At 68.8% G+C, this 21,068-nt stretch carries 21 protein-coding genes; 12 read left to right on the top strand and 9 right to left on the bottom strand.

What is annotated here, in order from left to right; translation table 11 throughout:
* Window positions 1-106: 106 nt before the first annotated feature.
* Window positions 107-1,339 (top strand): citrate/2-methylcitrate synthase, encoded by a 1,233-nt coding sequence (locus AC3WLY_RS22975; protein ID WP_175961896.1) that lies wholly within the window; start codon window positions 107-109, stop codon window positions 1,337-1,339.
* Here AC3WLY_RS22975 and AC3WLY_RS22970 read toward each other — a convergent pair.
* Window positions 1,312-1,635, bottom strand: coding sequence for a DUF2917 domain-containing protein (locus AC3WLY_RS22970; RefSeq protein ID WP_310142142.1), 324 nt, complete (start codon window positions 1,633-1,635; stop codon window positions 1,312-1,314). The genes AC3WLY_RS22975 and AC3WLY_RS22970 overlap by 28 nt on opposite strands.
* Window positions 1,636-1,847: 212 nt before the next feature.
* Here AC3WLY_RS22970 and mdtD point away from each other — a divergent pair, with 212 nt between their 5' ends.
* Entirely contained in the window at window positions 1,848-3,284 is a 1,437-nt protein-coding gene (gene mdtD / locus AC3WLY_RS22965) for a multidrug transporter subunit MdtD (RefSeq protein WP_175961898.1), read from the top strand.
* A 192-nt stretch (window positions 3,285-3,476) separates the two neighbouring features.
* Complete coding sequence (locus AC3WLY_RS22960) at window positions 3,477-4,751, top strand: EAL domain-containing protein (protein ID WP_175961899.1); 1,275 nt, start codon at window positions 3,477-3,479, stop codon at window positions 4,749-4,751.
* A gap of 19 nt (window positions 4,752-4,770) precedes the next feature.
* Here AC3WLY_RS22960 and AC3WLY_RS22955 read toward each other — a convergent pair whose 3' ends face one another.
* The gene (locus tag AC3WLY_RS22955; protein WP_175961900.1) at window positions 4,771-5,376 is read right to left on the bottom strand and encodes a class I SAM-dependent methyltransferase; all 606 of its coding nucleotides are present in this window, start codon (window positions 5,374-5,376) and stop codon (window positions 4,771-4,773) included.
* 142 nt (window positions 5,377-5,518) lie between these two features.
* Window positions 5,519-6,043: an Mpo1 family 2-hydroxy fatty acid dioxygenase gene (locus AC3WLY_RS22950; protein WP_425133002.1), complete on the bottom strand. Its 525-nt coding sequence runs from the start codon at window positions 6,041-6,043 to the stop codon at window positions 5,519-5,521.
* Window positions 6,044-6,124: 81 nt separating this feature from the next.
* On the opposite strand from AC3WLY_RS22950, the gene AC3WLY_RS22945 reads away from it, so the two are divergent.
* Both AC3WLY_RS22945 and chrA read left to right on the top strand, forming a co-directional pair.
* Complete coding sequence (locus AC3WLY_RS22945) at window positions 6,125-6,832, top strand: Crp/Fnr family transcriptional regulator (protein ID WP_175961902.1); 708 nt, start codon at window positions 6,125-6,127, stop codon at window positions 6,830-6,832.
* Between the two features lie 87 nt (window positions 6,833-6,919).
* Complete coding sequence (gene chrA, locus AC3WLY_RS22940; RefSeq protein ID WP_425133003.1) at window positions 6,920-8,131, top strand: chromate efflux transporter; 1,212 nt, start codon at window positions 6,920-6,922, stop codon at window positions 8,129-8,131.
* A 110-nt stretch (window positions 8,132-8,241) separates the two neighbouring features.
* Here chrA and sodB read toward each other — a convergent pair whose 3' ends face one another.
* A complete protein-coding gene (sodB, locus tag AC3WLY_RS22935; protein ID WP_011352986.1) occupies window positions 8,242-8,820 on the bottom strand; it encodes a superoxide dismutase [Fe] in 579 nt (192 codons plus the stop codon).
* A gap of 226 nt (window positions 8,821-9,046) precedes the next feature.
* A complete protein-coding gene (gene xseA, locus AC3WLY_RS22930) occupies window positions 9,047-10,429 on the bottom strand; it encodes an exodeoxyribonuclease VII large subunit (RefSeq protein ID WP_105390072.1) in 1,383 nt (460 codons plus the stop codon).
* Between the two features lie 450 nt (window positions 10,430-10,879).
* Here xseA and lpxK point away from each other — a divergent pair, with 450 nt between their 5' ends.
* The 5 genes from lpxK to AC3WLY_RS22905 all read left to right on the top strand — a co-directional run bounded on the left by lpxK (window position 10,880) and on the right by AC3WLY_RS22905 (window position 14,922).
* Entirely contained in the window at window positions 10,880-11,908 is a 1,029-nt protein-coding gene (gene lpxK / locus AC3WLY_RS22925) for a tetraacyldisaccharide 4'-kinase (RefSeq protein WP_175961905.1), read from the top strand.
* Window positions 11,889-12,083, top strand: coding sequence for a Trm112 family protein (locus AC3WLY_RS22920; protein WP_010090898.1), 195 nt, complete (start codon window positions 11,889-11,891; stop codon window positions 12,081-12,083). The genes lpxK and AC3WLY_RS22920 overlap by 20 nt, the downstream gene beginning before the upstream one ends.
* A 124-nt stretch (window positions 12,084-12,207) precedes the next feature.
* Window positions 12,208-12,999: a 3-deoxy-manno-octulosonate cytidylyltransferase gene (kdsB, locus tag AC3WLY_RS22915; RefSeq protein WP_175961906.1), complete on the top strand. Its 792-nt coding sequence runs from the start codon at window positions 12,208-12,210 to the stop codon at window positions 12,997-12,999.
* 208 nt (window positions 13,000-13,207) lie between these two features.
* Entirely contained in the window at window positions 13,208-13,870 is a 663-nt protein-coding gene (gene adk, locus AC3WLY_RS22910) for an adenylate kinase (RefSeq protein WP_034178848.1), read from the top strand.
* A 293-nt stretch (window positions 13,871-14,163) separates the two neighbouring features.
* Window positions 14,164-14,922, top strand: coding sequence for an SDR family NAD(P)-dependent oxidoreductase (locus AC3WLY_RS22905; RefSeq protein WP_425132529.1), 759 nt, complete (start codon window positions 14,164-14,166; stop codon window positions 14,920-14,922).
* 66 nt (window positions 14,923-14,988) lie between these two features.
* Here AC3WLY_RS22905 and AC3WLY_RS22900 read toward each other — a convergent pair whose 3' ends face one another.
* Both AC3WLY_RS22900 and murJ read right to left on the bottom strand, forming a co-directional pair.
* Window positions 14,989-15,831 carry a SirB1 family protein gene (locus AC3WLY_RS22900; protein WP_175961908.1) on the bottom strand — a complete coding sequence of 281 codons (843 nt, stop codon included), beginning with the start codon at window positions 15,829-15,831 and terminating at the stop codon, window positions 14,989-14,991.
* Between the two features lie 8 nt (window positions 15,832-15,839).
* Complete coding sequence (gene murJ, locus AC3WLY_RS22895; RefSeq protein WP_175961909.1) at window positions 15,840-17,390, bottom strand: murein biosynthesis integral membrane protein MurJ; 1,551 nt, start codon at window positions 17,388-17,390, stop codon at window positions 15,840-15,842.
* Window positions 17,391-17,694: 304 nt separating this feature from the next.
* On the opposite strand from murJ, the gene rpsT reads away from it, so the two are divergent.
* Window positions 17,695-17,967, top strand: a complete 273-nt coding sequence (gene rpsT / locus AC3WLY_RS22890; protein ID WP_006482211.1) for a 30S ribosomal protein S20 — start codon at window positions 17,695-17,697, stop codon at window positions 17,965-17,967.
* A 165-nt stretch (window positions 17,968-18,132) separates the two neighbouring features.
* Here rpsT and AC3WLY_RS22885 read toward each other — a convergent pair whose 3' ends face one another.
* Window positions 18,133-18,453, bottom strand: a complete 321-nt coding sequence (locus tag AC3WLY_RS22885) for a DUF3579 domain-containing protein (protein WP_069248689.1) — start codon at window positions 18,451-18,453, stop codon at window positions 18,133-18,135.
* 412 nt (window positions 18,454-18,865) lie between these two features.
* Between AC3WLY_RS22885 and argF the strand changes: the two genes are divergently transcribed.
* A complete protein-coding gene (gene argF, locus AC3WLY_RS22880; protein ID WP_034178853.1) occupies window positions 18,866-19,795 on the top strand; it encodes an ornithine carbamoyltransferase in 930 nt (309 codons plus the stop codon).
* A 92-nt stretch (window positions 19,796-19,887) separates the two neighbouring features.
* Here argF and murB read toward each other — a convergent pair whose 3' ends face one another.
* Window positions 19,888-20,937, bottom strand: coding sequence for a UDP-N-acetylmuramate dehydrogenase (gene murB / locus AC3WLY_RS22875; protein WP_492308920.1), 1,050 nt, complete (start codon window positions 20,935-20,937; stop codon window positions 19,888-19,890).
* Window positions 20,938-21,068: the final 131 nt, after the last annotated feature.

Here is a 21,068-nt window from a genome sequence, read left to right as displayed (position 1 = left end):
GTCTAGAATTCGCGACAGGCGCGATCAATCTTGATTGCGAGAATCAATACATAACGAATAGTTGTAGCGGGGCTGCGCTTCATGCGCCCCGACAGGAGCGACCGGCATGACATCCCTCAGCGCGCAGGAAGCCGCCGGCACCCTCGGCGTCAGCGTGAGCACGCTCTATGCGTATGTGAGCCGCGGGCTGCTGCGCTCGCTGCCCGACGGCGCGACCAAGCGCCGCCGCTACGACGCGGACGAGGTGCGCCTGCTCGCGCGCCGCCGCGCCGACGCGAAACGCGCGGGCGGCGTCGCCGAGCGGTCGCTCGACTGGGGCGTGCCGGTGCTCGAATCGCGGATCACGCAGATCGCCGACGGCCGCCTGCGCTACCGCGGCGCCGATGCAATCGCGCTTGCCGACGGGGCGACGCTGGAACAGACGGCCGCCAGGCTCTGGGAGTGTTCGCCCGCGCGGCTTGCCGCAGCATCGCTCGCGTCGACCGGTTTCGACGCCGCGCAGTGGGACGACTGGGCGCGCCGCTGGGCGCATCTCGCGCCGCTCGAACGCACGCTGGTGCTGTTGCCCGCCGCGGCCGCGACGCTGCCGCGCCTGTGGGCGCAGGGGCGCGACGCGCAGCTCGATTCGGCCGCGCTGCTGCTACGCGTCGCGACGGCCGCGCTCGCCGGCATCGCGCCGGGCGACGCGCCCGTGCACCGGCAGCTCGCTGCCGCATGGCGCGTGCGACGGCGCGACGAAGCCGACCTGCTGCGCCGCGCGCTCGTGCTGTGCGCCGATCACGAACTGAATCCGTCGACCTTTGCGGTGCGCTGCATCGCGTCGACCGGCACTCACCTGTTCGGCGCGATCGCGGGCGGGCTCGCGGCGCTGTCGGGCCCGCGTCACGGCGGCGAAACGTTCCGCGCGGGCACGCTGCTCGACGAAGCGGCCCGCGCCGCCGACCTCGATCGCTACCTTGCGCTGCGGCTGACGCACGACGAACGCGCGGACGGCGGCCGCACGGCCCTGTCCGGTTTCGCGCACCCGCTCTATCCCGACGGCGATCCGCGCGCGCTGGCACTGCTCGACGCACTGCACGGGGCGGTACCCGACCGACCGGCGCTGCACATGGCGCGCGCGCTCGCCGCGCGCGTCGAAGCGGCAACGGGCCTGCGGCCGGCAATCGATTTCGCGCTCGCGGTGCTGGAGCGCACGCTCGCGCTGCCGGACGGCGCGGCGTTCACGCTGTTCGCGGCCGGCCGCACGGCCGGCTGGATCGCCCATGCGCTCGAACAATATGCGGACGGCAAGCTGATCCGGCCCCGGGCGCGCTACGTCGGCAGCGACGCGGCCGCGTGACGACGGCTGTCGCGCCACGCGACGAGCGGCCGCCACCACGCCTGCGCGGCGCGCACGGCCGGCACCGCGAGCGGACCGAACGCGAACGTCGCGCCGTGCGGCCCCGCGCTGACCCACACGCGCATGCCGGACATCAACGTCAGCGAATCGCCGGCAGCGAGCCAGTAGTCGTCGGCCCGGCCCTCGACGGTCACCCAGACGTCGCCCTCGGCCACCTCGAGTACGGTGCGATCGACGATCCGCCACCGTCCGGCCGGCTCGTCACCGTCCATCACGTAGAGTCGCAGTTCGCGCATGGCAGCCTCCTGGTCGCACGGGTTCGATGGCACCAGTATTTCGGACAGTGACAGCACACGGACAGATACGGCTACAGACACTTTCGGCTGAACTGTACTGGTCAACCGACGGGGACGGGCATCCGCCGGCCGGACTTCGCGTTGCACCGAAACTGCACGGCACGGCGGCTTTCCCTACAATGGCGGCTGTCCCGCGCCACCGCCCCGTCTTCATGTTCCAAAGCCCGCCCGCCGCCGCTCCCGGCGAAAAGAACCTCACCGTGATGCTCTGGCTCGTTGCGACGGGCTTCTTCATGCAAACGCTCGATGCGACGATCGTCAACACGGCGCTGCCGTCGATGGCCGCGAGCCTCGGCGAATCGCCGCTGCGGATGCAGTCGGTCGTGATCGCGTACTCGCTGACGATGGCGGTGATGATCCCCGTGTCGGGCTGGCTCGCCGACACGTTCGGCACGCGGCGCGTGTTCTTCAGCGCGATCCTGGTGTTCTCGCTCGGCTCGCTGCTGTGCGCGAACGCGCATACGCTGACGCAGCTCGTCGCGTTCCGCGTCGTGCAGGGGGTCGGCGGCGCGATGCTGCTGCCGGTCGGGCGGCTCGCGGTGCTGCGCACCTTTCCGGCCGAACGCTACCTGTCCGCGCTGTCGTTCGTCGCGATTCCCGGCCTGATCGGCCCGCTGATCGGGCCGACGCTCGGCGGCTGGCTCGTGAAGATCGCGTCGTGGCACTGGATCTTCCTGATCAACGTGCCGGTCGGCGTCGCGGGCTGCATCGCGACCTTCTATTCGATGCCCGATTCGCGCAACCCTGCCGTCGGCCGCTTCGACCTGAAGGGCTATCTGCTGCTGACGATCGGCATGGTCGCGATCTCGCTGTCGCTCGACGGGCTCGCCGATCTCGGCATGCAGCACGCAGCCGTGCTCGTGCTGCTGATCCTGAGCCTCGCGTGCTTCGTCGCGTACGGGCTGTACGCGGTGCGCGCGCCGCAACCGATCTTCTCGCTCGAACTGTTCAGGATCCACACGTTCAGCGTCGGGCTGCTCGGCAACCTGTTCGCGCGGATCGGCAGCGGCGCGATGCCATACCTGATCCCGCTGCTGCTGCAGGTGAGCCTCGGCTACTCGGCGTTCGAGGCCGGGCTGATGATGCTGCCGGTCGCGGCAGCCGGAATGTTCTCGAAGCGGATCATCACGCGGCTGATCACGCAGCACGGCTACCGCAAGGTGCTGCTTGCGAACACGATCATGGTCGGCGTGATGATGGCGAGCTTCGCGCTGATGCGCGACACGGTGCCCGTATGGGTGAAGGTCGTGCATCTCGCGCTGTTCGGCGGCTTCAACTCGATGCAGTTCACCGCGATGAACACGCTGACGCTGAAGGATCTCGGCACGGGCGGCGCGAGCAGCGGCAACAGCCTGTTCTCGCTCGTGCAGATGCTGTCGATGAGCCTCGGCGTCACGGTCGCCGGCGCGTTGCTCGCGACGTTCACCGGCATGCTGCGCACCGTGACGCCGAGCAACACGCTGCCGGCGTTCCATGCGACGTTCGTCTGCGTCGGGATCATCACGGCCGCGTCCGCGTGGATCTTCGCGCAGCTCGCGCCCGAGATCCGCAGCACCGCGCGCAAGACCGACCCGTCCGAGCGCGCGTGACGCGCGGCGCGCGCCGTTTCGGGCACCGCACCGCCACCGCGCGCACCATCGCGGTGCAGCCCGCCCCTGCGATGCGCGCGACGATATCCCGTTCACCGGCCGCGACGGGCCGCCGCATGAGGCACGATGCCGTGCACGCTTCTTGCTCGCCTATTCTCTAGGTAAACTGGCAGTCCTCCTTCGGCCGACATCATGAGCATGATCGAAATCGATCCCCCAGGCTTTCAGCCGCCCCGCCCCGTCGCCGGCGACGACGGGAACCGGCGCACCGTGCTGTACGGCGGCTATACCGTGTTCAGCGTGTTCCAGCCCGTTTTCTCGGTGTCGCACCGCCGCGCGATCGGCTATCACGCATCGCTGCGCGCGCACGACGAGGAAAGCCGCCAGGTGGCGTCGCACGAGGTGTTCACGCAGGCGGCACGGCGCGGCGATCTGCTCGAACTCGGCCGGCTCGCCGAATCGCTGCATCTCGGCAACTTCCACGCGTTCGACAGTCACGACGAATGGCTTTTCCTGAGCCTGCATCCGGCCGCGCTGATGGACACCGTCTACGGCGACGCGCTGCTCGCGAACCTGAAGGCGCTCGGGCTGCCGCCGCACCGCGTGGTGCTCGAGGTGCCCGAGCAGGCGGGCGGCGAGACGCCGCGCTACGCGGCGATCGTCGACGGGCTGCGCAAGGCCGGCTTCCTGATCGCGCTCGGCGGGTTCGGCGCGAAGCATTCGAACATCGACCGCGTGTGGCATCTGCATCCCGATATCGTCACGCTCGACCGCGGCATCCTCGCGCAGGCGAGCGAGCACTCGCATCTCGAACGCGTGCTGCCGGGGCTCGTGTCGCTGCTGCACGAATCCGGCCAGCTCGTGCTGATGGGCGGCCTCGCGACCGAGCGCGACGCGCTGATCGCGCTCGAGTGCAACGTCGATTTCGTGCAGGGCCAGTATTTCGCGGGGCCGAGCGTCGACCCCGTGCAACCGCAGGCTGCCGCGGGCTGCATGGATACGCTGTCGGCCGCGCTGCGGCTGCGCGTCGCGCGACGCGAGCGCACGCAGGCGGAACGGCTCGCACCGTATGTCGCCGCGCTCGAGGAAGCGAGCCGGAAGCTCGCTGCGGGCGAATCGCTCACCGATGCGGCCGCCGCCGTGCTCGGGCTGCCCGAGACCGCGCGCTGCTTCCTGCTCGATGCATCGGGGCGCCAGATCGGCGACAACGTGCTCGCGCGCGGCAGCGTGTCGCAGCGCGCCAAGCGCTTCCGGCCACTGCTGCATTCCGAAGGTGCGAGCTGGGAGCGCCGCCCGTACTTCATCGACGCGATGCGCGCGCCGGGCCGTGTGCATCTGACGCCGCCCTACCTGTCGATCAACGAGGCGCACCTGTGCGTGACCGCATCGGTCGCCGCGCCCGCCGCGGCCGGCATGCAGGTGCTCTGCGTCGACATCAACTGGGAAGCGGCGCTCAACCGCGAGTGAACGCGACCGCGCGCCGCCTTCACGCGGCGGCGGCCGCCTTGCGCACGATCAGCCGGTGTACGCGTTTGCCGGACGACGCGCTGACGACTTCATGTTCGTCGATCACGTGCATGCCGGCGCCGAGCGCCGCGTGCATCCGCGCCGAATCGAGCGGCGTATAGAGGCGGCCGCGCTCGTCGCGCAGCGCGCCGTTTCCGGCCACCCGCCAGCTCAGGTACAACGTGCCGCCCGGCATCAGGAGATCGGCCAGCCGTGCGGCGGCGGCCGCCGCGTCCGCCTGTTCGAGGTGCATGACGACCGTCTCGCACAGCACGTTGCGAAACGCGCCGGACGGCACCCCGGCCAGCGCCGGCAGTGCGGCCAGCTCGAAGCTCAGGTCGGGATGGCGCCGCCGCGCCTCGTCGAGCAGCGCGGCACTCGCGTCGTAGCCGCGTACGTCGAAGCCGCGCGAAGCGAGCCAGGCCGTGTCGCGCCCCGCTCCGCAGCCGACGTCCGCGGTCGGCCCCGGCGAGAAATGCTGTTCGAGCAGCGCGTACATGTCGTCGGGCGCGGCCTGGTCGAGCCAGTCCTGCGCATATTGCGCGGCATGGGCATCGTAGGCGTCGAGAGTCGGGCGATCCACCATGGCGATTGCTCCGCATAGGCGTCGTATGACGCACCCCGCATCTTAGCCGTTGCGCCCCGCCCGTGGCGTTGCGCGCGGCCCACGCAACGATGGGGCTAAGCCGGCCCTACGCGGCTCGCACTTCGCTTGCGAGCGGATCGAGTCAGACATGCGAGCGTGCGCCGCCGTGCACGGGCCCGGCCCGCCGCTCGACTTCGCGGCGCACGTCGCCGCGCAGCCCCGCGAAGAACGCAACTTCGGCGACCACGAACAGCGGCCCGACCATCAGGCCGACCAGATCGTCGACGAATGCGGGCTTGCGCCCCTCGAACCAGTGCCCGACGAACTGCACGATCCAGCCGACGACGAACGCACCGATGCCGATGCCGAGCCATTGCGCGGTCGGCAGCAGCGCGAGCGCCTGCGCGGCCCACATGCCGAGCGCGAACAGCACTGTCATCACGATCCCGAACCGCAGGTCGAGACGCAGGTAGAACACCGCGAACGCGACGGCGAGCAGCAGCGCCGGCGACAGCGCGATGCCGGCAAGCATGCCGATCGCCGGCCGCGACAGCAGCACCTCGACCGCGAACACGATCATCGGAATGCCGACCAGATGCGTCGCGATGTTGCGCGCGTCGCGATGGTAGGCCGCATACTGGGAAAGATGGTCTTCGAGCGTCTTCATCGCGTCTCCTCGTCGGTCGTTGAGCGCTATGATGCGCGTCACGCCCGAGAACCTCTGTCAGCTACCCGACATCGCGTGCCCATGCCTTCGTCGCTCGCCCCCTACGTGCCGCAGATCGAGGCGAACCCGTGGTTCGCCGCGCTGCCGCCCGCGTTGCGCGCGGACCTGCTCGGCCGTGCGGCGCTGCGCCGCCTGCCGGCCGGCCACGCGCTGTTCCGGCGCGGCGACCCGCCGTGCGGGCTGTACGCGGTACTGGCCGGTTCACTCACGATAGGTGCGGTCGATCCGCAGGGCAAGGAAGCGCTGCTGACGGTCGCCGAGCCCGTCACGTGGTTCGGCGAAATCGCGCTGTTCGACGGCCAGCCGCGCACGCACGACGCGATCGCGCTCGACGACGCGCTGTTGCTGCACGTGCCGCAGGCCGCGCTGCTCGCGATGCTCGACGCGACGCCGCAATACTGGCGGCAGTTCGCGCTGCTGATGGCGCAGAAGCTGCGCCTGAGCTTCCTCACCGTCGAATCGATGAGCGTGATGCCGGCCGCGCAACGGCTCGCCGCGCGCCTGCTGATGATCGCCGAAGGCTACGGCGGCATCAGCGCCGGGCGCACGCGCGTGCGGCTGTCGCAGGAAACGCTCGCGTCGATGCTGTCGCTGACGCGGCAGACCACCAACCAGCTGCTGAAGGCGCTGCAGGCCGACGGTGTCGTGCGGCTGCATGTCGGCGAGATCGAACTCGTCGACATCGACGCGCTGCGTCGCGCGAGCGGGTTGGCCGGCGATACGCACTGAACGTCGCGCAACGGCCGCCACGCGACACCCCGCCGTCGCCGCGTTGCGCTATCGTGTCGGCTCGCTCCGCCCATCCCGTGCCCTGTCTTGAATACATCGACCGTCCCCGCCCCTTTCCGTCGTCCGTGGCCCGTGTTCGTCGCATTCCTGCGGCTCGGCCTCACGTCGTTCGGCGGCCCGGTCGCGCATCTCGGCTACTTCCGCGCCGAATTCGTCACGCGGCGCGGCTGGCTCACCGAGCGCACGTATGCGGATCTCGTCGGGCTGTGCCAGTTCCTGCCGGGACCCGCGAGCAGCCAGGTCGGGATGGCGATCGGCCTTGCGCGCGCCGGCTATGCGGGGATGTTCGCCGCGTGGCTCGGCTTCACGCTGCCGTCGGCGCTGCTGATGATGCTGTTCGCGCTCGGCGTTCACGCGACGGGCGCGCCGATCGAAGCCGGCGCGCTGCACGGGCTACGCATCGTGTCGGTTGCGGTGATCGCGCAAGCCGTCTGGGGCATGGCGCGCACGTTGTGCCCGGATGCGCGCCGCGTCACGCTGATGGCCGCGGCCGCGTGCGTCGCGCTGCTCGCGCCGGCCGCGTGGACGCAGGTTGCGGTGATCGCCGCGGCCGGTGCGGCCGGTCTCGTCCTGCTGCCGCAGCCGGCGCGCGACGCCCACGAGCCGTTGCCGCTGCACGTATCGCACCGCGCGGGCGTGCTGTGGCTCGCGCTGTTCGCGGCACTGCTCGTCGCGCTGCCGTTCGCGGCACGCGTGCTCCGCTCCGATACGCTTGCCGTCGTCGATGCGTTCTTCCGCACGGGCGCGCTCGTGTTCGGCGGCGGGCACGTGGTGCTGCCGCTGCTGCAGGCGGCCGTGGTCGCGCCCGGCTGGGTCGGCGATTCGGCGTTCCTCGCCGGCTACGGGCTCGCGCAGGCCGTGCCGGGGCCGCTGTTCACGTTCGCGGCATTCCTCGGCGCTTCGCTGCGCGATGCGCCGAACGGCTGGCTCGGCGGCACGATCGCGCTCGTCTCGATCTTCGCGCCGTCGTTCCTGCTCGTTGCCGGCACCGCACCGTTCTGGGAGCGCCTGCGCCGCAGCACGCGCATGCAGGCCGCGCTCGCGGGCGTGAACGCGGCCGTCGTCGGGCTGCTGCTCGCCGCGCTCTATCACCCGGTCTGGACCGACACGATCGTGGCGCCGCGCGACCTGGCCGCCGCGCTCGTCGCGTTCGTCGCGCTGACGTTCTGGCGCGTGCCGCCGTGGGCTGTCGTGATCGCGAGCGCGGCGCTCGGCTGGGTGCTCGGCGTCGTCGGCTGATCCGGCAAGCGCGGCACGATCCTGCCGGGCAAAAACAAAAAAGCCCTCGCAACGAGGGCTTTTCCACGGGGTGCTGCGCGCCGCTACGGCGCGCGACGCACCGGAGGACCTTACGCGAAATTCTTCGCTGCGAAGTCCCAGTTCACGATGTTCCAGAACGCTTCGACGAACTTCGGACGTGCGTTGCGGTAGTCGATGTAGTACGCGTGTTCCCACACGTCGATCGTCAGCAGTGCCTTGTCGGCGGTCGTCAGCGGCGTCGCTGCGTTGCTCGTCGACACGATGTCGAGCGAACCGTCGGCCTTCTTCACCAGCCATGCCCAGCCCGAACCGAACGTGCCGACTGCAGCCTTCGTGAACGCTTCCTTGAATGCGTCGTACGAACCCCACTTCGCGTTGATCGCATCGCCCAGCGCGCCCGTCGGTGCGCCGCCGCCGTTCGGCGACAGGCTGTTCCAGAAGAACGTGTGGTTCCAGATTTGCGCGGCGTTGTTGAAGATGCCGCCCGACGACTTCTTCACGATCTCTTCCAGCGACAGGTTTTCGAATTCCGTGCCCGGGATCAGATTGTTCAGGTTCGTCACATAAGCCTGATGGTGCTTGCCGTAGTGGTACTGGATCGTCTCGAGCGAGATGGTCGGCGCGAGTGCGTCTTCAGCGTACGGGAGCGGCGGGAGCGTATGAGCCATGGCGATTCCTTCGTTGAGTATGTAGGGGGGCTTGTGTTGAATGCTGCCGAGCGTCCGATTGTAGGCGAGGACGAATAACCCCGCAAACTCACGGGCCAATTATCCGCGGTATGCGGAAAAGCGACGTTTGCGCAACGTCCGGCAGGACGAACCGGCGATGCGCAGTATCCATTCCCGCGCGGGACGCGTCCGTTGCGGGACCTTCGTTTCGCTTGCGCCGGTTACGTCAGATCGTATCGGTCAACCGCGGCTGCACGTCGGCGAGCGACACGTCGGCCGAGCCCTCGGCGAGATGCACGGTCAGGCGCCGCTGCGGCTTCAGCGCGCTCGGCGCGCGCACCGCGCGGCCCGTCTGCGCATCGATGAGCGCCGCATAGCCGCGCTCGAGCGTACGCTTCGGGCTCAGCACCTCGAGCCGCGCCGCACAGGCTGACACACGCGCCGTGTCGCGCTCGTGACGGCGCTGCAATGCGAGCGCGAGACGTTGCGACAGCCCTGCGAGCGCCTGGCGCGCCTGTGACGGATCGGGCCGCGCGCGCTGCCAGCGCAACTGCGCGAGCGCGAAGCGCGCGCGTGCGTCGCGCACCGGCCGCGACGCCGCCGACGCGAGCCGCGCCGCGAGCTGCTCGACGTGCGTGCGCTGCCGCTGCAGCCGCTCGGCCGGGCTCACGAGCCGGCGCGCGAGCCAGTCGAGCTGCTGCGCACGCTGTTCGAGCCGGCGTTCCATGCCGCGCGCGAGCGCACGCTGGCGGTCGCCGACCTCGCGCAGCAGCAGCGCGCGCTGCGGGCTCGCGAGTTCGGCCGCGCCGGTCGGCGTCGGCGCGCGCACGTCGGCCGCGAAGTCCGCGATCGTGAAATCGGTTTCGTGCCCGACGCCGCTGACGACCGGCAGCTCGCTCGCCGCGATCGCGCGCGCCAGCGCCTCGTCGTTGAACGACCACAGATCCTCGATCGAGCCGCCGCCGCGGCAGACGAGCAGCACGTCGACCTCGCGCCGCGCATTCGCGGCCTCGACGGCCGCGACGAGCTTTTCGGCGGAACCGGCACCCTGCACGGGCGCCGGATAGACGATCACCGGAATGTGCGGCGCACGGCGTGCGAGCGTGGTCAGCACGTCGCGCAGCGCGGCGGCCTGCAGCGACGTGACGATACCGATCGCGCGCGGGTGGGCCGGCAGCGGCCGCTTGCGCTCGGGCGCGAACAGCCCTTCGCCTTCGAGCTGCGCCTTCAGCCGCAGGAATGCCTCGTACAGGCGCCCCTGCCCGGTGCGCCGCACGGCCTCGACGTTGAGCTGCACTTCGCCGCGCGGCTCGTACATCGTGACGACCGCGCGAACCTCGATCCGGTCGCCTTCGCGCGGCGTGAATTCCGCGTATTGGGCGCGGCCGCGGAACATCACGCAGCGCATCTGCGCCTGCTGGTCCTTGATCGAGAAATACCAGTGGCCGCTCGCGGCGCGCGTGAAATTCGATACTTCGCCCGAAATCCACAGCAGCGGAAACGAACGCTCGAGCATCGTCGAAATCGCGCGATTGAGCGCCGAAACGGGAATCACTTCGTCGCCGCCGCGGGTCGCGCCGGGTGCGGCAAAAGGGGAGTCGGAAGGCATGGACGGTCGGATGAATGCTGGCGGCGACACGATAGTCTGACACACGCCCGGCGTCCAGCGCCGAGCGCATGCGTCGCGGCGCTCGAAAGGTGTCCACATTCTGGCAATCGTCCGCCTAAAACGCTTGGAAACCGCGAAAAAAGCCAGACAATTCCCGATAACACATTGATTTTTATATATTTTTAAACCTTTCGGAATGATTCTCATCCGATTCGATGCCCACCGGGCGGGCGTTTGAGGCCATCGACCGGGGAGTTCTTCACAGAGTTATCCACAGCCCGCCGCGATCCGGCCCCGCGGGCTGCGTCGGCCGGTCGCGCTTGCCGCGTCCGCATGCGGCGCGCTAGAGTGCCGCCTTCCGCAGACCCCGCGGCATGCGCCGCCCAACGGAGAATCCGCCTTGACGAATCCGTCCCACGCCGCGGCGCACGACGCGCCGCGCCCGGTCCGATGAGCGCGCCCGGCGGCCCGCTCGCCCGGCTCGAAGCGCGCCTGACACGCGAATGGCAGCGGCGCGGCGCGCTCGCGTGGGCGCTCACGCCGTTCGCATGCGTGTTCGGCCTGTGCGCGGCACTGCGGCGCACCGCTTACGCACAAGGCTGGAAGCAGCCGGTCGACGTCGGCGTGCCCGTCGTCGTGGTCGGCAACGTGACCGTCGGCGGTACCGGCAAGACGCCGACCGTGATCGCGCTCGTCGACGCGTTGCGCGCGGCCGGCTTCACGCCCGGCGTCGTGTCGCGCGGCTACGGCGCGAACGTGAAAGCGCCGACCGCCGTCACGCCCGCGTCGAGCGCGAGCGTGGGCGGCGACGAGCCGCTGCTGATCGCACGCCGCACCGCCGCGCCCGTCTGGGTGTGTCCCGACCGCGTGGCGGCCGCGCAGGCGCTGCGCGCCGCGCATCCGGACGTCGACGTGATCGTCAGCGACGACGGCCTGCAGCACTACCGCCTCGCGCGCACGGTCGAGCTCGTCGTGTTCGACCACCGGCTCGGCGGCAACGGCTTCCTGCTGCCGGCCGGCCCGCTGCGCGAGCCGCTGTCGCGGCACCGCGATGCCACGCTCGTCAACGATCCGTACAGCGGCGCGCTGCCGCCGTGGCCCGACACCTACGCGCTCGCGCTCACGCCGGGCGCCGCATGGCACCTCGACCAGCCCGCGCTGCGCCGCCCGCTGTCGCAGTTCGCGAACGAGCGCGTGCTCGCCGCGGCCGGCATCGGCGCGCCGGAACGCTTCTTCGCAACGCTGCGCGCGGCCGGTCTCGCGCCGGCGACGCGCGCGCTGCCCGACCACTACGCGTTCACCGACAATCCGTTCGTCGACGACGCCGTCGATGCGATCCTGATCACCGAGAAGGATGCAGTAAAATTGGGCGCTTCCTGGCGCGACGCTCGACTCTGGGTCGTCCCTGTCGAAGCCGCGCTCGACCCTCGCCTCATTGCCCTCGTTGTGGAGAAACTCCGTGGACGCTCGCCTGCTTGAAATCCTTGTGTGCCCTATCTGCAAAGGCCCGCTCCACTATGACCGCGCCGCGCAGGAGCTGATCTGCAACGCGGACAAGCTCGCCTACCCGATCCGCGACGGCATCCCCGTGATGCTCGTCGACGAAGCGCGCCAGACCGTCGAAGGCACGCCGGTCGACCCGGCCGGCCGCTAAACCGTCAGGCCGCTCGACCGCCGCAGTCGCTTGAAGGCGACCCGGCCCCGGCCGGTCGCCGAACGCCGCCGGGCGACCGGCGCCGGACGCGCCACCCGCCCCGTCCCTCTCACCGTTCCCTCCGATGACTCACCCGCAACCCTTCATCGCCGTCATTCCCGCCCGGCTCGCGTCGACGCGCCTCCCGAACAAGCCGCTCGCCGATCTCGGCGGCAAGCCGATGGTCGTGCGCGTCGCCGAGCGCGCGCGCGAAGCGGGCGCGCAGCAGGTGCTCGTCGCATCCGACGCGCAAAGCGTGCTCGATGCGGCGCGCGATCACGGCTTCGAGGCGGTGCTGACGCGTGCCGACCATCCGTCCGGCACCGACCGGCTCGCGGAAGTCGCGGCGACGTTCGGGTGGAGCGACGACACCGTCGTCGTCAACGTGCAGGGCGATGAGCCGCTGATCGACCCCATGCTCGTGCGCGACGTAGCGTCGCACCTGGCCGCGCATCCGGCCTGCGCGATCGCGACCGCGGCCCACCCGATCCACGATGCAGCCGACGTGTTCAACCCGAACGTCGTGAAGGTCGCGCTCGACGCGCAGAGCGTCGCGCTGTACTTTTCGCGCGCGCCGATTCCGTGGAGCCGTGACGCGTACCAGCCGCACTGGCCGGACGTCGCGGCAATGCCGGCCCCTGCATTTCCGGTCTACCGGCACATCGGCCTCTATGCATATCGCGCGCGTTTCCTGCGCACGTATCCGTCGCTTGCGCAGGCGCCGATCGAACAGGCCGAGCAGCTCGAACAGCTGCGCGCGCTGTGGCACGGCGAGCGCATCGCAGTGCTGATCACCGGGTCCGCGCCCGAAGCCGGTATCGACACGCCCGCCGATCTTGCGCGCGTGCAGGCCCTTTTTCAGCCGGGTTCAAAATAACCCGTGGCATAATCAGGCGATTGTGCGAGCCGTCCGCGACCAGCGCGTCCTCGCTTGACCCCGCCCGCGGCCCTGCCGGCAGCCGCGCGTCGCCGAAGCCGACGCGCCGCATCAGACCGGTCCGCCGCGCGCCAGGCAAGCCCCGCGCACGTTGTCGCCGGCGCCTTTGCGTCTCGCCACACGAATCTACATACTTGGAGATATCACCATGCGTTTGATCCTGTTGGGCGCGCCCGGCGCGGGAAAGGGCACCCAGGCAAACTTCATCAAGGAAAAATTCGGCATCCCGCAAATCTCGACGGGCGACATGCTGCGCGCGGCCGTGAAGGCCGGCACGCCGCTCGGCATCGAAGCGAAGCGCTTCATGGATGAAGGCAAGCTCGTGACGGACGACCTGATCATCGGCCTCGTCAAGGAGCGCCTGAAGGAATCCGATTGCGCGAACGGCTATCTGTTCGACGGCTTCCCGCGCACGATCGCGCAGGCCGATGCGATGAAGGACGCCGGTGTCGCGATCGACTACGTGCTCGAGATCGACGTACCGTTCTCGGAAATCATCGAGCGCATGAGCGGCCGCCGCACGCACCCGGCATCGGGCCGCACGTATCATGTCAAGTTCAACCCGCCGAAGGTCGAAGGCCACGACGACGTGACGGGCGAACCGCTGATCCAGCGCGACGACGACAAGGAAGAAACCGTCAAGAAGCGTCTCGAAGTGTACGAAGCGCAGACCAAGCCGCTGATCAAGTACTACGGCGACTGGGCGCAGCGCGGCGAGGAAAACGGCCTGAAGGCGCCGCAGTATCGCAAGATCTCGGGCCTCGGCAGCGTCGAGGAAATCCGCGAGCGCGCGTTCGACGCACTGAAGTAAGCACCGCATCGCGCACCGCAAGCCGCCCTTTCCGGGCGGTTTTTTTTCGCCCGGCCGAGCTTCGCACGACCGCGCTTGTCTCGCCGCCGGGCGATGGCGCCCCGTACAATCGGTCGGATGCATGCGCGCTGCCAACCGGCACACGTTTTTTCAACCGATCGCTTCGCATCGGACAGCACAACCGCTTTGCGTGGGACCTCCCCAAGCGCCAAAGCGCCAAGGGCGGTCGACCGCCTTGCATGGGACCTCCCTAAGCGCTAAAGCGCCAAGGGCGGTCGACAAAGGAGACAGTCATGGAGATTCGCGGCAACGTCTTTCTGATCACGGGCGGCGCGTCGGGCCTCGGCGCCGGAACGGCGCGGATGCTCGCGCAGGCCGGCGGCAAGGTCGTGCTCGCCGACCTGAACGAGGCGGCGGGCGTCGCGCTCGCGACCGAGCTGGGCGGTGCATTCGTGCGCTGCGACGTGTCGAGCGAAGCCGACGCGCAGGCGGCCGTCGACGCGGCGACGCGCGCGGGCACGCTGCGCGGCCTCGTCAACTGCGCGGGCATCGCGCCCGCCGCGAAGACCGTCGGCAAGGACGGCGCGCATCCGCTAGACGTGTTCGCGAAGACGATCAACGTGAACCTCGTCGGCACGTTCAACATGATCCGGCTCGCGGCGGCCGCGATGGCCGCAACCGCGCCGACCGCGGACGGCGAGCGCGGCGTGATCGTCAGTACCGCGTCGGTCGCCGCGTTCGACGGGCAGATCGGCCAGGCCGCGTACGCGGCCTCGAAGGCCGGTGTCGCGGGCATGACGCTGCCGATCGCGCGCGACCTGGCGCGCAGCGGCATCCGCGTGATGACGATCGCGCCCGGCCTGTTCGAGACGCCGATGCTGCTCGACATGCCGCAGGACGTGCAGGACGCGCTCGGCGCAATGGTGCCGTTCCCGCCGCGGCTCGGCAAACCGGCCGAATACGCGATGCTGGTGCGCCAGATCGTCGAGAATCCGATGCTCAACGGCGAAGTGATCCGCCTCGACGGCGCTATCCGGATGCAGCCGAAGTAAGCGCGAATGAAAAACGCCCGCGATGCGGGCGTTTTTCATTCCGGATTCCGGCAGTCGCGCGGTGGCTCAGTCCTCGCCGTCGCGCTGCATCCGCTGCCGCAATTCGGTCACCTGCGACTCGACGACGGTCGCATCGTCCGCCTCCGGCCGCTCGCCGAGATACTGCTCGAGATCCTCGAGCGCGGGGCGCAGGTAGTCGAGCCGCGCATACGCGAAACCGCGATCGCGCACCTCGTCGAGCTGCTCGGGCAACAGGATCACGAGCCGCTGCTGCACCGCGAGCAGCCGCTGCCAGCGTTCCGTCTGCAGATAGATCGTCTTCAGGTTGCGCAGCATCCGCGCGATGATCTCGCGGCTCGTCGCGGGCTGCAGCAGCGCGCGCAACGCGCTGTCTACCGCGCCGGCCGCGCGCGCGACGTACGGCTCGAGCATCTCGACCATCTCGGCTTCCGACAGCGAATGGCCGTTGGTCGGATCGATGATCAGGTCGCCGTCCGGCAGCGTGACGCGCAGCAGGAAATGGCCGGGGAACGATACGCCGCGCGCCGGCACGCCGACCTGCTCGGCGAGCTCCAGATACAGCACCGACAGCGAGATCGGGATCCCGCGCCGCCGTTTCAGCACGGCGTTCAGGTGGCTGTTATCGGGGTCGTAGTAATCGTTGTGATTGCACGCGAAGCCGAGTTCGCGGAAGAAGAAGTCGTTCAGCGCGGCGACGCGGCCTTTCAGGTCCGCATCGTCGGCGAGCCGCTGGCGCAGCCGCGCCGCCAGCATGTCGAGTTCGGCCAGCGTGCCCTGCAGGTCGAGGTCGGGATACGCGTCCTGCGCCAGCGACAGCGCGGTCTCCGTGACGGGCAGGCTGTCGTCGTCCGCCACGAGCGTGCTGAAGTAGTCGAGGACGCGGGTCATAGCGGTCGTCACTTGGCGCGCCTTCTGAAGTAAGCGTATTTGAAGCCCATCACCCACAACATACCGAAATATAGTGCAGCGAACAGCACGAGGCACGCGGCCATCAACGCGATGCGATCGAGCGGCTGCGTGCGCATCCCGGTCCAGTCGAAGCTGATCGAGAACCAGTGCATCACGCCCGCGAGCACGAGCGTCGCACCGACGAGCTGCATGAAGAAGCGCAGCCAGCCCGGCGACGGCTGGTAGATACCGCGCTTGCGCAGCCCGATGAACAGCAGCAGCGAGTTCAGGCACGCGCCGACGCCGATGCTCAGCGTGAGGCCCGCATGGCCGATCAGCGGCACGAACACGTAGTTCGAGATCTGCGTGACGATCAGCACGCCGATCGCGATCTTCACGGGCGTCTTGATGTCCTGCTTCGCATAGAAGCCCGGCGCAAGGATCTTGATCAGGATGATGCCGACCAGGCCGATCCCGTAGGTCGCGAGCGCGCGCGCGACCATCGTGACGGTATGCGCGTCGAACTTGCCGTAGTTGAAGAGCGTCGCGGTGAGCGGCGTCGCGAAGAAGAACAGCGCGAGCGCGCTCGGCGCCGCGAGCAGAAACGTGACGCGCAGCCCCCAGTCGAGCAGCGCCGAATACTCGGTCGAATCGGCGTCGACGTGCGCCTTCGACAGGCTCGGCAGCAGGATCGTGCCGAGCGCGACGCCGAGCAGCGCCGTCGGGAATTCCATCAGACGATCGGCGTAGTTGATCCACGACACGGCGCCCTGCCCGAGCCGCGATGCGATGTTGGTGTTGATGATCAGCGACAGCTGCGCGACCGACACCGCGAACGTCGCGGGCACCATCTTCGCGAGCACGCGCTTCACGCCGGGGTGCCGCAGCGCGCGCAGCGGGTTGAGGCCGATCAGCGGCACCATGTCGATCTTCTTCAGGCCCGGCAGCTGCACGAGGAACTGCAGCACGCCCCCCACGATGACGGCCCACGCGAGCGCGAACACCGGCACCTTCAGGTGCGGCGCGACGAACACGGCCGCGGCGATGAATGCGACGTTGAGCAGCACCGGCGCGAACGCGGGCAGCGAGAAGCTCTTGTACGTGTTCAGCACGCCGGACGCGAGCGTCGTCAGCGAGATGAACACGATGTACGGGAACATGATCTGCGTCATCGTGACCGCGAGCGGGAACGCACGGCCATCGGTGTGCAGGCCGGACGCGACCGCGAACACGACCCACGACGCGCCGGCGATCCCGAGGACCGACAGCACGGCAAGCGCCCACGCAAGCACGGTCGACATCGCGTCGACGAGCGCCTTCGTCGCATCGTGCCCCTGCTGGTTCTTGAACTCGGCGAGGATCGGCACGAACGCCTGCGAGAACGCACCTTCCGCAGAAAGGCGGCGCAGCAGGTTCGGGATGCGGAAGGCGACGTAGAACGCGTCGGTGTATTGACTGGCGCCGAACGCACGGGCGATCAGCGTCTCGCGGGCCAGTCCGGTCACGCGCGACAGCAGCGTGAAGCCGCTGACCGTCAGCAGGGCTCGGAATAGATTCATGGGGCGCTTATTATACGGACGTTGCGTGGCCCGGCCACCGCCCGATGCCGAAAAGCGCGCCCGCCGCCGGCGCCCCGCCCGGCGGGTGTCACATCGATCTTGCCACTCGCTTGATTTTGTTGCTATAATCGCCCGTTTCTAGGCCTGTACATGTACGGCAACTGCCGTTTCCATGTTCCGGCCTCGGTTAAAATCACCGTTTTTTTATGCGCCCCTGGGCAATCGTTCTCAGGGGACGGATCGAAAAGCAGCGCTTGGCCGTCAGGCTCCAAGCTCTGGAAACAGGACAGGATAAGGAACCGTCATGGCTAACTCCGCACAAGCACGCAAGCGCGCCCGCCAGGCCGCGAAGGCAAACTCGCACAACTCGGCGCTGCGCTCGAAATTCCGTACCGCGATCAAGTCGGTTCGCAAGGCTGTTGAAGCCGGCGACCAGGCAAAGGCTGCCGAGCTGTTCAAGGCTGCCGTGAAGACGATCGACACGATCGCCGACAAGAAGATCGTTCACAAGAACAAGGCCGCTCGCAGCAAGAGCCGCCTCGCCGCAGCCGTCAAGGGCCTGCAGGCAGCAGCGTAAATCCGGTGCGCCCGCTCACGCGGGCGTTCCTGTTTCCTGCGATCGCAAAAAAGCCCGCCTAGGCGGGCTTTTTTGTTGCCTGTCGTCCGGGCATCGGGGCATCGCGCCGACCGACGACAGTCAGGGCGGGCGCACCAGGCGCCCTCGCCCGCCGACATCACCGCATCACTTCTTCGCGCCGTAGTCCGGCAGCTCGCACGCCTCGGTGACGACGAGGTTGTTGTCCTTCGCGAAATTCAGCACGAAATCGAAAGCCATCGGTTCGACATCGCGCAGCCGCGAATCGAGGATCACGCATTTCAGGTCGCCGAGCATCGTCGGACGCACGTACAGCGAATACTTGAGACGCGCATTCGGCCCGCTCGCCCCCGGCCCGAAGCAGGCCATCACACCGGCCAGACGTTCCGACCAGTCGCTCGGGCGAAACTTTTTCCCGTCTTTCGTAATGCCCTGGATAAAGAATTCGGTCGGAGGGGTTTCAGCCATGTGGTTACCCAAGTGACGGCCCGGCGATGCCCAGGCGACGGCGCCTGGATACGCGAACACAAAGCTGGAATGGACGGCGGCACAAGCATCCGGATATCCCGAAAACAGGACGTCGATGCGCGCCGCCGGTGTGCCGCACCGGATTTGTGCAGCGCACAGCTTGTGTCCGGCAGAGCGCGAGGAGGCTTGCCTGCCGGGCTGGAGAAAACTTTTCGATTATACCGCAGCGCGCCATCGCGCGTCGTCCCGACACCCCCTTCCCGTGCCGCCGGCCGTGCACCGCGATCGTGCCCCGCCTCTCTTCGCGGCTCGTCAAAGCACAGAAAATCCTTTATGCTGCTTTGAGTTATCCACACCCGACGGCGGCGCCGTCCGGCCTCGCTGCCGGGTGAAACCCGCCGTATTTCGCTTCATGACCGCCAAAACCATTCGTCACTACCTGCAGTTCAAGGATTTCTCGCTGGAAGACTACGAGTACGTGCTCGAACGCACGGGTATCCTGAAGCGCAAGTTCAAGAACTACGAGACCTATCACCCGCTGCACGACCGCACGCTCGCGATGATCTTCGAGAAGAGCTCGACGCGCACGCGCCTGTCGTTCGAGGCCGGGATCTTCCAGCTCGGCGGCCACGCCGTCTTCATGAGCACGCGCGACACGCAGCTCGGCCGCGGCGAGCCCGTCGAGGATTCCGCGCAGGTCATCTCGCGGATGGTCGACATCATCATGATCCGCACGTTCGAGCAGGAGGTCATCCAGCGCTTCGCGGAAAACTCCCGCGTGCCGGTGATCAACGGCCTGACCAACGAATACCACCCGTGCCAGGTGCTCGCCGACATCTTCACGTACTACGAGCACCGCGGCCCGATCGCCGGCAAGACCGTCGCGTGGGTCGGCGATGCGAACAACATGCTCTACACGTGGATCGAAGCCGCGCAGATCCTCGGCTTCAAGCTGCGCCTGTCGACGCCGCCCGGCTATGCGCTCGACATGAAGCTCGTGTCGCCCGACAGCGCGCCGTTCTACGAAGTGTTCGACGATCCGAACGAAGCATGCAAGGGCGCCGATCTCGTGACGACCGACGTATGGACGAGCATGGGTTTCGAAGCCGAGAACGAAGCGCGGATGAAGGCGTTCGCCGACTGGTGCGTCGACGAGGAAATGATGGGCCACGCGAACCCGGACGCGCTGTTCATGCACTGCCTGCCCGCGCACCGCGGCGAGGAAGTGACGGCCGGCGTGATCGACGGCCCGCAGAGCGTCGTGTGGGACGAGGCGGAAAACCGCCTGCACGTGCAGAAGGCGCTGATGGAGTTCCTGCTGCTCGGCCGCCTCAAGCACTGACGCGCCGCGGGAATCCGGCAGCAGACGCAAAAAGCGCCGATCGACGATCGGCGCTTTTTGTTTGGGGACGTGGAAACCGGCGCGGCCCCGCGCTACAGGCAGACCGGTTCGGCCTCGAGCTCGACGCCGAATTGCTCGCGCACGTCGGCCTGGATCGCCCGTGCCAGCGCGAGCACGTCGGCGCCCGTCGCGCCGCCGCGATTGACGAGCACGAGCGCCTGGCGGTCGTGCACGGCCGCCGCGCCCAGCGCCCGCCCCTTCCAGCCGCAGCGATCGATCAGCCAGCCGGCCGCGAGCTTCACCTGCCCGTCCGGCTGCGGATACGACACGACATCGGGCGCGCGGGCGCGCAGCGCATCGAACTGCACGGCGTCGATCACCGGGTTCTTGAAGAAGCTGCCCGCGTTGCCGAGAACGAGCGGATCGGGCAGCTTCGCGCGGCGGATCGCGACGACCGCGTCGAACACGTCGCGCGGCGTCGCCGCATCGGGCGCGATGCCGCGCGCGTCGAGCTCGCGCGTGACGTCCGCGTAGCCGAGCCGCGGCGCCCATTGCCTGGGCAGCCGGAACGTCACCGACACGATCGCGAACCGGCCGCGCCCTTCCCGCTTGAAGAAGCTGTCGCGATAGCCGAACGCGCAGCGCGCGGCGTCGAAGCGCTCGCTGCGCCCCGTAGACAGCTCGACGGCGACCAGCGAATCGAAATACACCTTCATCTCGAGGCCGTACGCGCCGATGTTCTGGATCGGCGCAGCGCCGACGGTGCCCGGGATCAGCGCGAGGTTCTCGAGGCCCGGCATCCCGTGCTCGAGCGTCCACGCGACGAAGCCGTGCCAGTTCTCGCCGCCGCCGGCCTCGACGTACCACGCGTCGCCGTCCTCGCGCACGACGCGACGGCCCGCGATCTCGTCGAGCAGCACGACGCCGTCGAAATCGCGCGTGAACACGACATTGCTGCCGCCGCCGAGCACGAGCTGCGGCAGGTTCGCGACGCGCGGGTCGCGATGCAGCGCCTCGAACTGCGACGCGTGCGTGATGCGCGCGGCGAAGCGCGCGTTCGCGTCGATGCCGAACGTGTTGTGCGCGGCGAGCGGATGGTCGGGAAGCAGCGACAGGGCGGAATCGTCAGGAGGCATCGGCATTCGCGGTCACGTCGGCCCGGGCGGCGCATGGCCGGCCTTGGGCAAACGGAGGGGCATCGGTAAAATGGCAAACAGTCCGCAATTATAGCGAGTGCCCGCGCGCGAGCCGGGTGCCCGCATCTCAAGGGAGA

This window comes from Burkholderia sp. FW306-1C-G01B, assembly GCF_058781685.1.
The sequence above is the reverse complement of the archived record's forward strand: the minus strand, read 5'-3'. Positions and strand labels throughout refer to the sequence as shown.

Coding starts and splice junctions, on each gene's coding strand:
- AC3WLY_RS22905 (WP_425132529.1), top strand. CDS start 14,164: ATGGAGATTCGCGGCAACGTCTTTCTGATCACGGGCGGCGCGTCGGGC.
- murJ (WP_175961909.1), bottom strand. CDS start 17,390: ATGAATCTATTCCGAGCCCTGCTGACGGTCAGCGGCTTCACGCTGCTG.
- adk (WP_034178848.1), top strand. CDS start 13,208: ATGCGTTTGATCCTGTTGGGCGCGCCCGGCGCGGGAAAGGGCACCCAG.
- sodB (WP_011352986.1), bottom strand. CDS start 8,820: ATGGCTCATACGCTCCCGCCGCTCCCGTACGCTGAAGACGCACTCGCG.
- AC3WLY_RS22955 (WP_175961900.1), bottom strand. CDS start 5,376: ATGGTGGATCGCCCGACTCTCGACGCCTACGATGCCCATGCCGCGCAA.
- AC3WLY_RS22885 (WP_069248689.1), bottom strand. CDS start 18,453: ATGGCTGAAACCCCTCCGACCGAATTCTTTATCCAGGGCATTACGAAA.
- AC3WLY_RS22945 (WP_175961902.1), top strand. CDS start 6,125: ATGCCTTCGTCGCTCGCCCCCTACGTGCCGCAGATCGAGGCGAACCCG.
- argF (WP_034178853.1), top strand. CDS start 18,866: ATGACCGCCAAAACCATTCGTCACTACCTGCAGTTCAAGGATTTCTCG.
- AC3WLY_RS22970 (WP_310142142.1), bottom strand. CDS start 1,635: ATGCGCGAACTGCGACTCTACGTGATGGACGGTGACGAGCCGGCCGGA.
- rpsT (WP_006482211.1), top strand. CDS start 17,695: ATGGCTAACTCCGCACAAGCACGCAAGCGCGCCCGCCAGGCCGCGAAG.
- xseA (WP_105390072.1), bottom strand. CDS start 10,429: ATGCCTTCCGACTCCCCTTTTGCCGCACCCGGCGCGACCCGCGGCGGC.
- AC3WLY_RS22975 (WP_175961896.1), top strand. CDS start 107: ATGACATCCCTCAGCGCGCAGGAAGCCGCCGGCACCCTCGGCGTCAGC.
- AC3WLY_RS22900 (WP_175961908.1), bottom strand. CDS start 15,831: ATGACCCGCGTCCTCGACTACTTCAGCACGCTCGTGGCGGACGACGAC.
- murB (WP_492308920.1), bottom strand. CDS start 20,937: ATGCCGATGCCTCCTGACGATTCCGCCCTGTCGCTGCTTCCCGACCAT.
- AC3WLY_RS22960 (WP_175961899.1), top strand. CDS start 3,477: ATGAGCATGATCGAAATCGATCCCCCAGGCTTTCAGCCGCCCCGCCCC.
- AC3WLY_RS22950 (WP_425133002.1), bottom strand. CDS start 6,043: ATGAAGACGCTCGAAGACCATCTTTCCCAGTATGCGGCCTACCATCGC.
- kdsB (WP_175961906.1), top strand. CDS start 12,208: ATGACTCACCCGCAACCCTTCATCGCCGTCATTCCCGCCCGGCTCGCG.
- mdtD (WP_175961898.1), top strand. CDS start 1,848: ATGTTCCAAAGCCCGCCCGCCGCCGCTCCCGGCGAAAAGAACCTCACC.
- lpxK (WP_175961905.1), top strand. CDS start 10,880: ATGAGCGCGCCCGGCGGCCCGCTCGCCCGGCTCGAAGCGCGCCTGACA.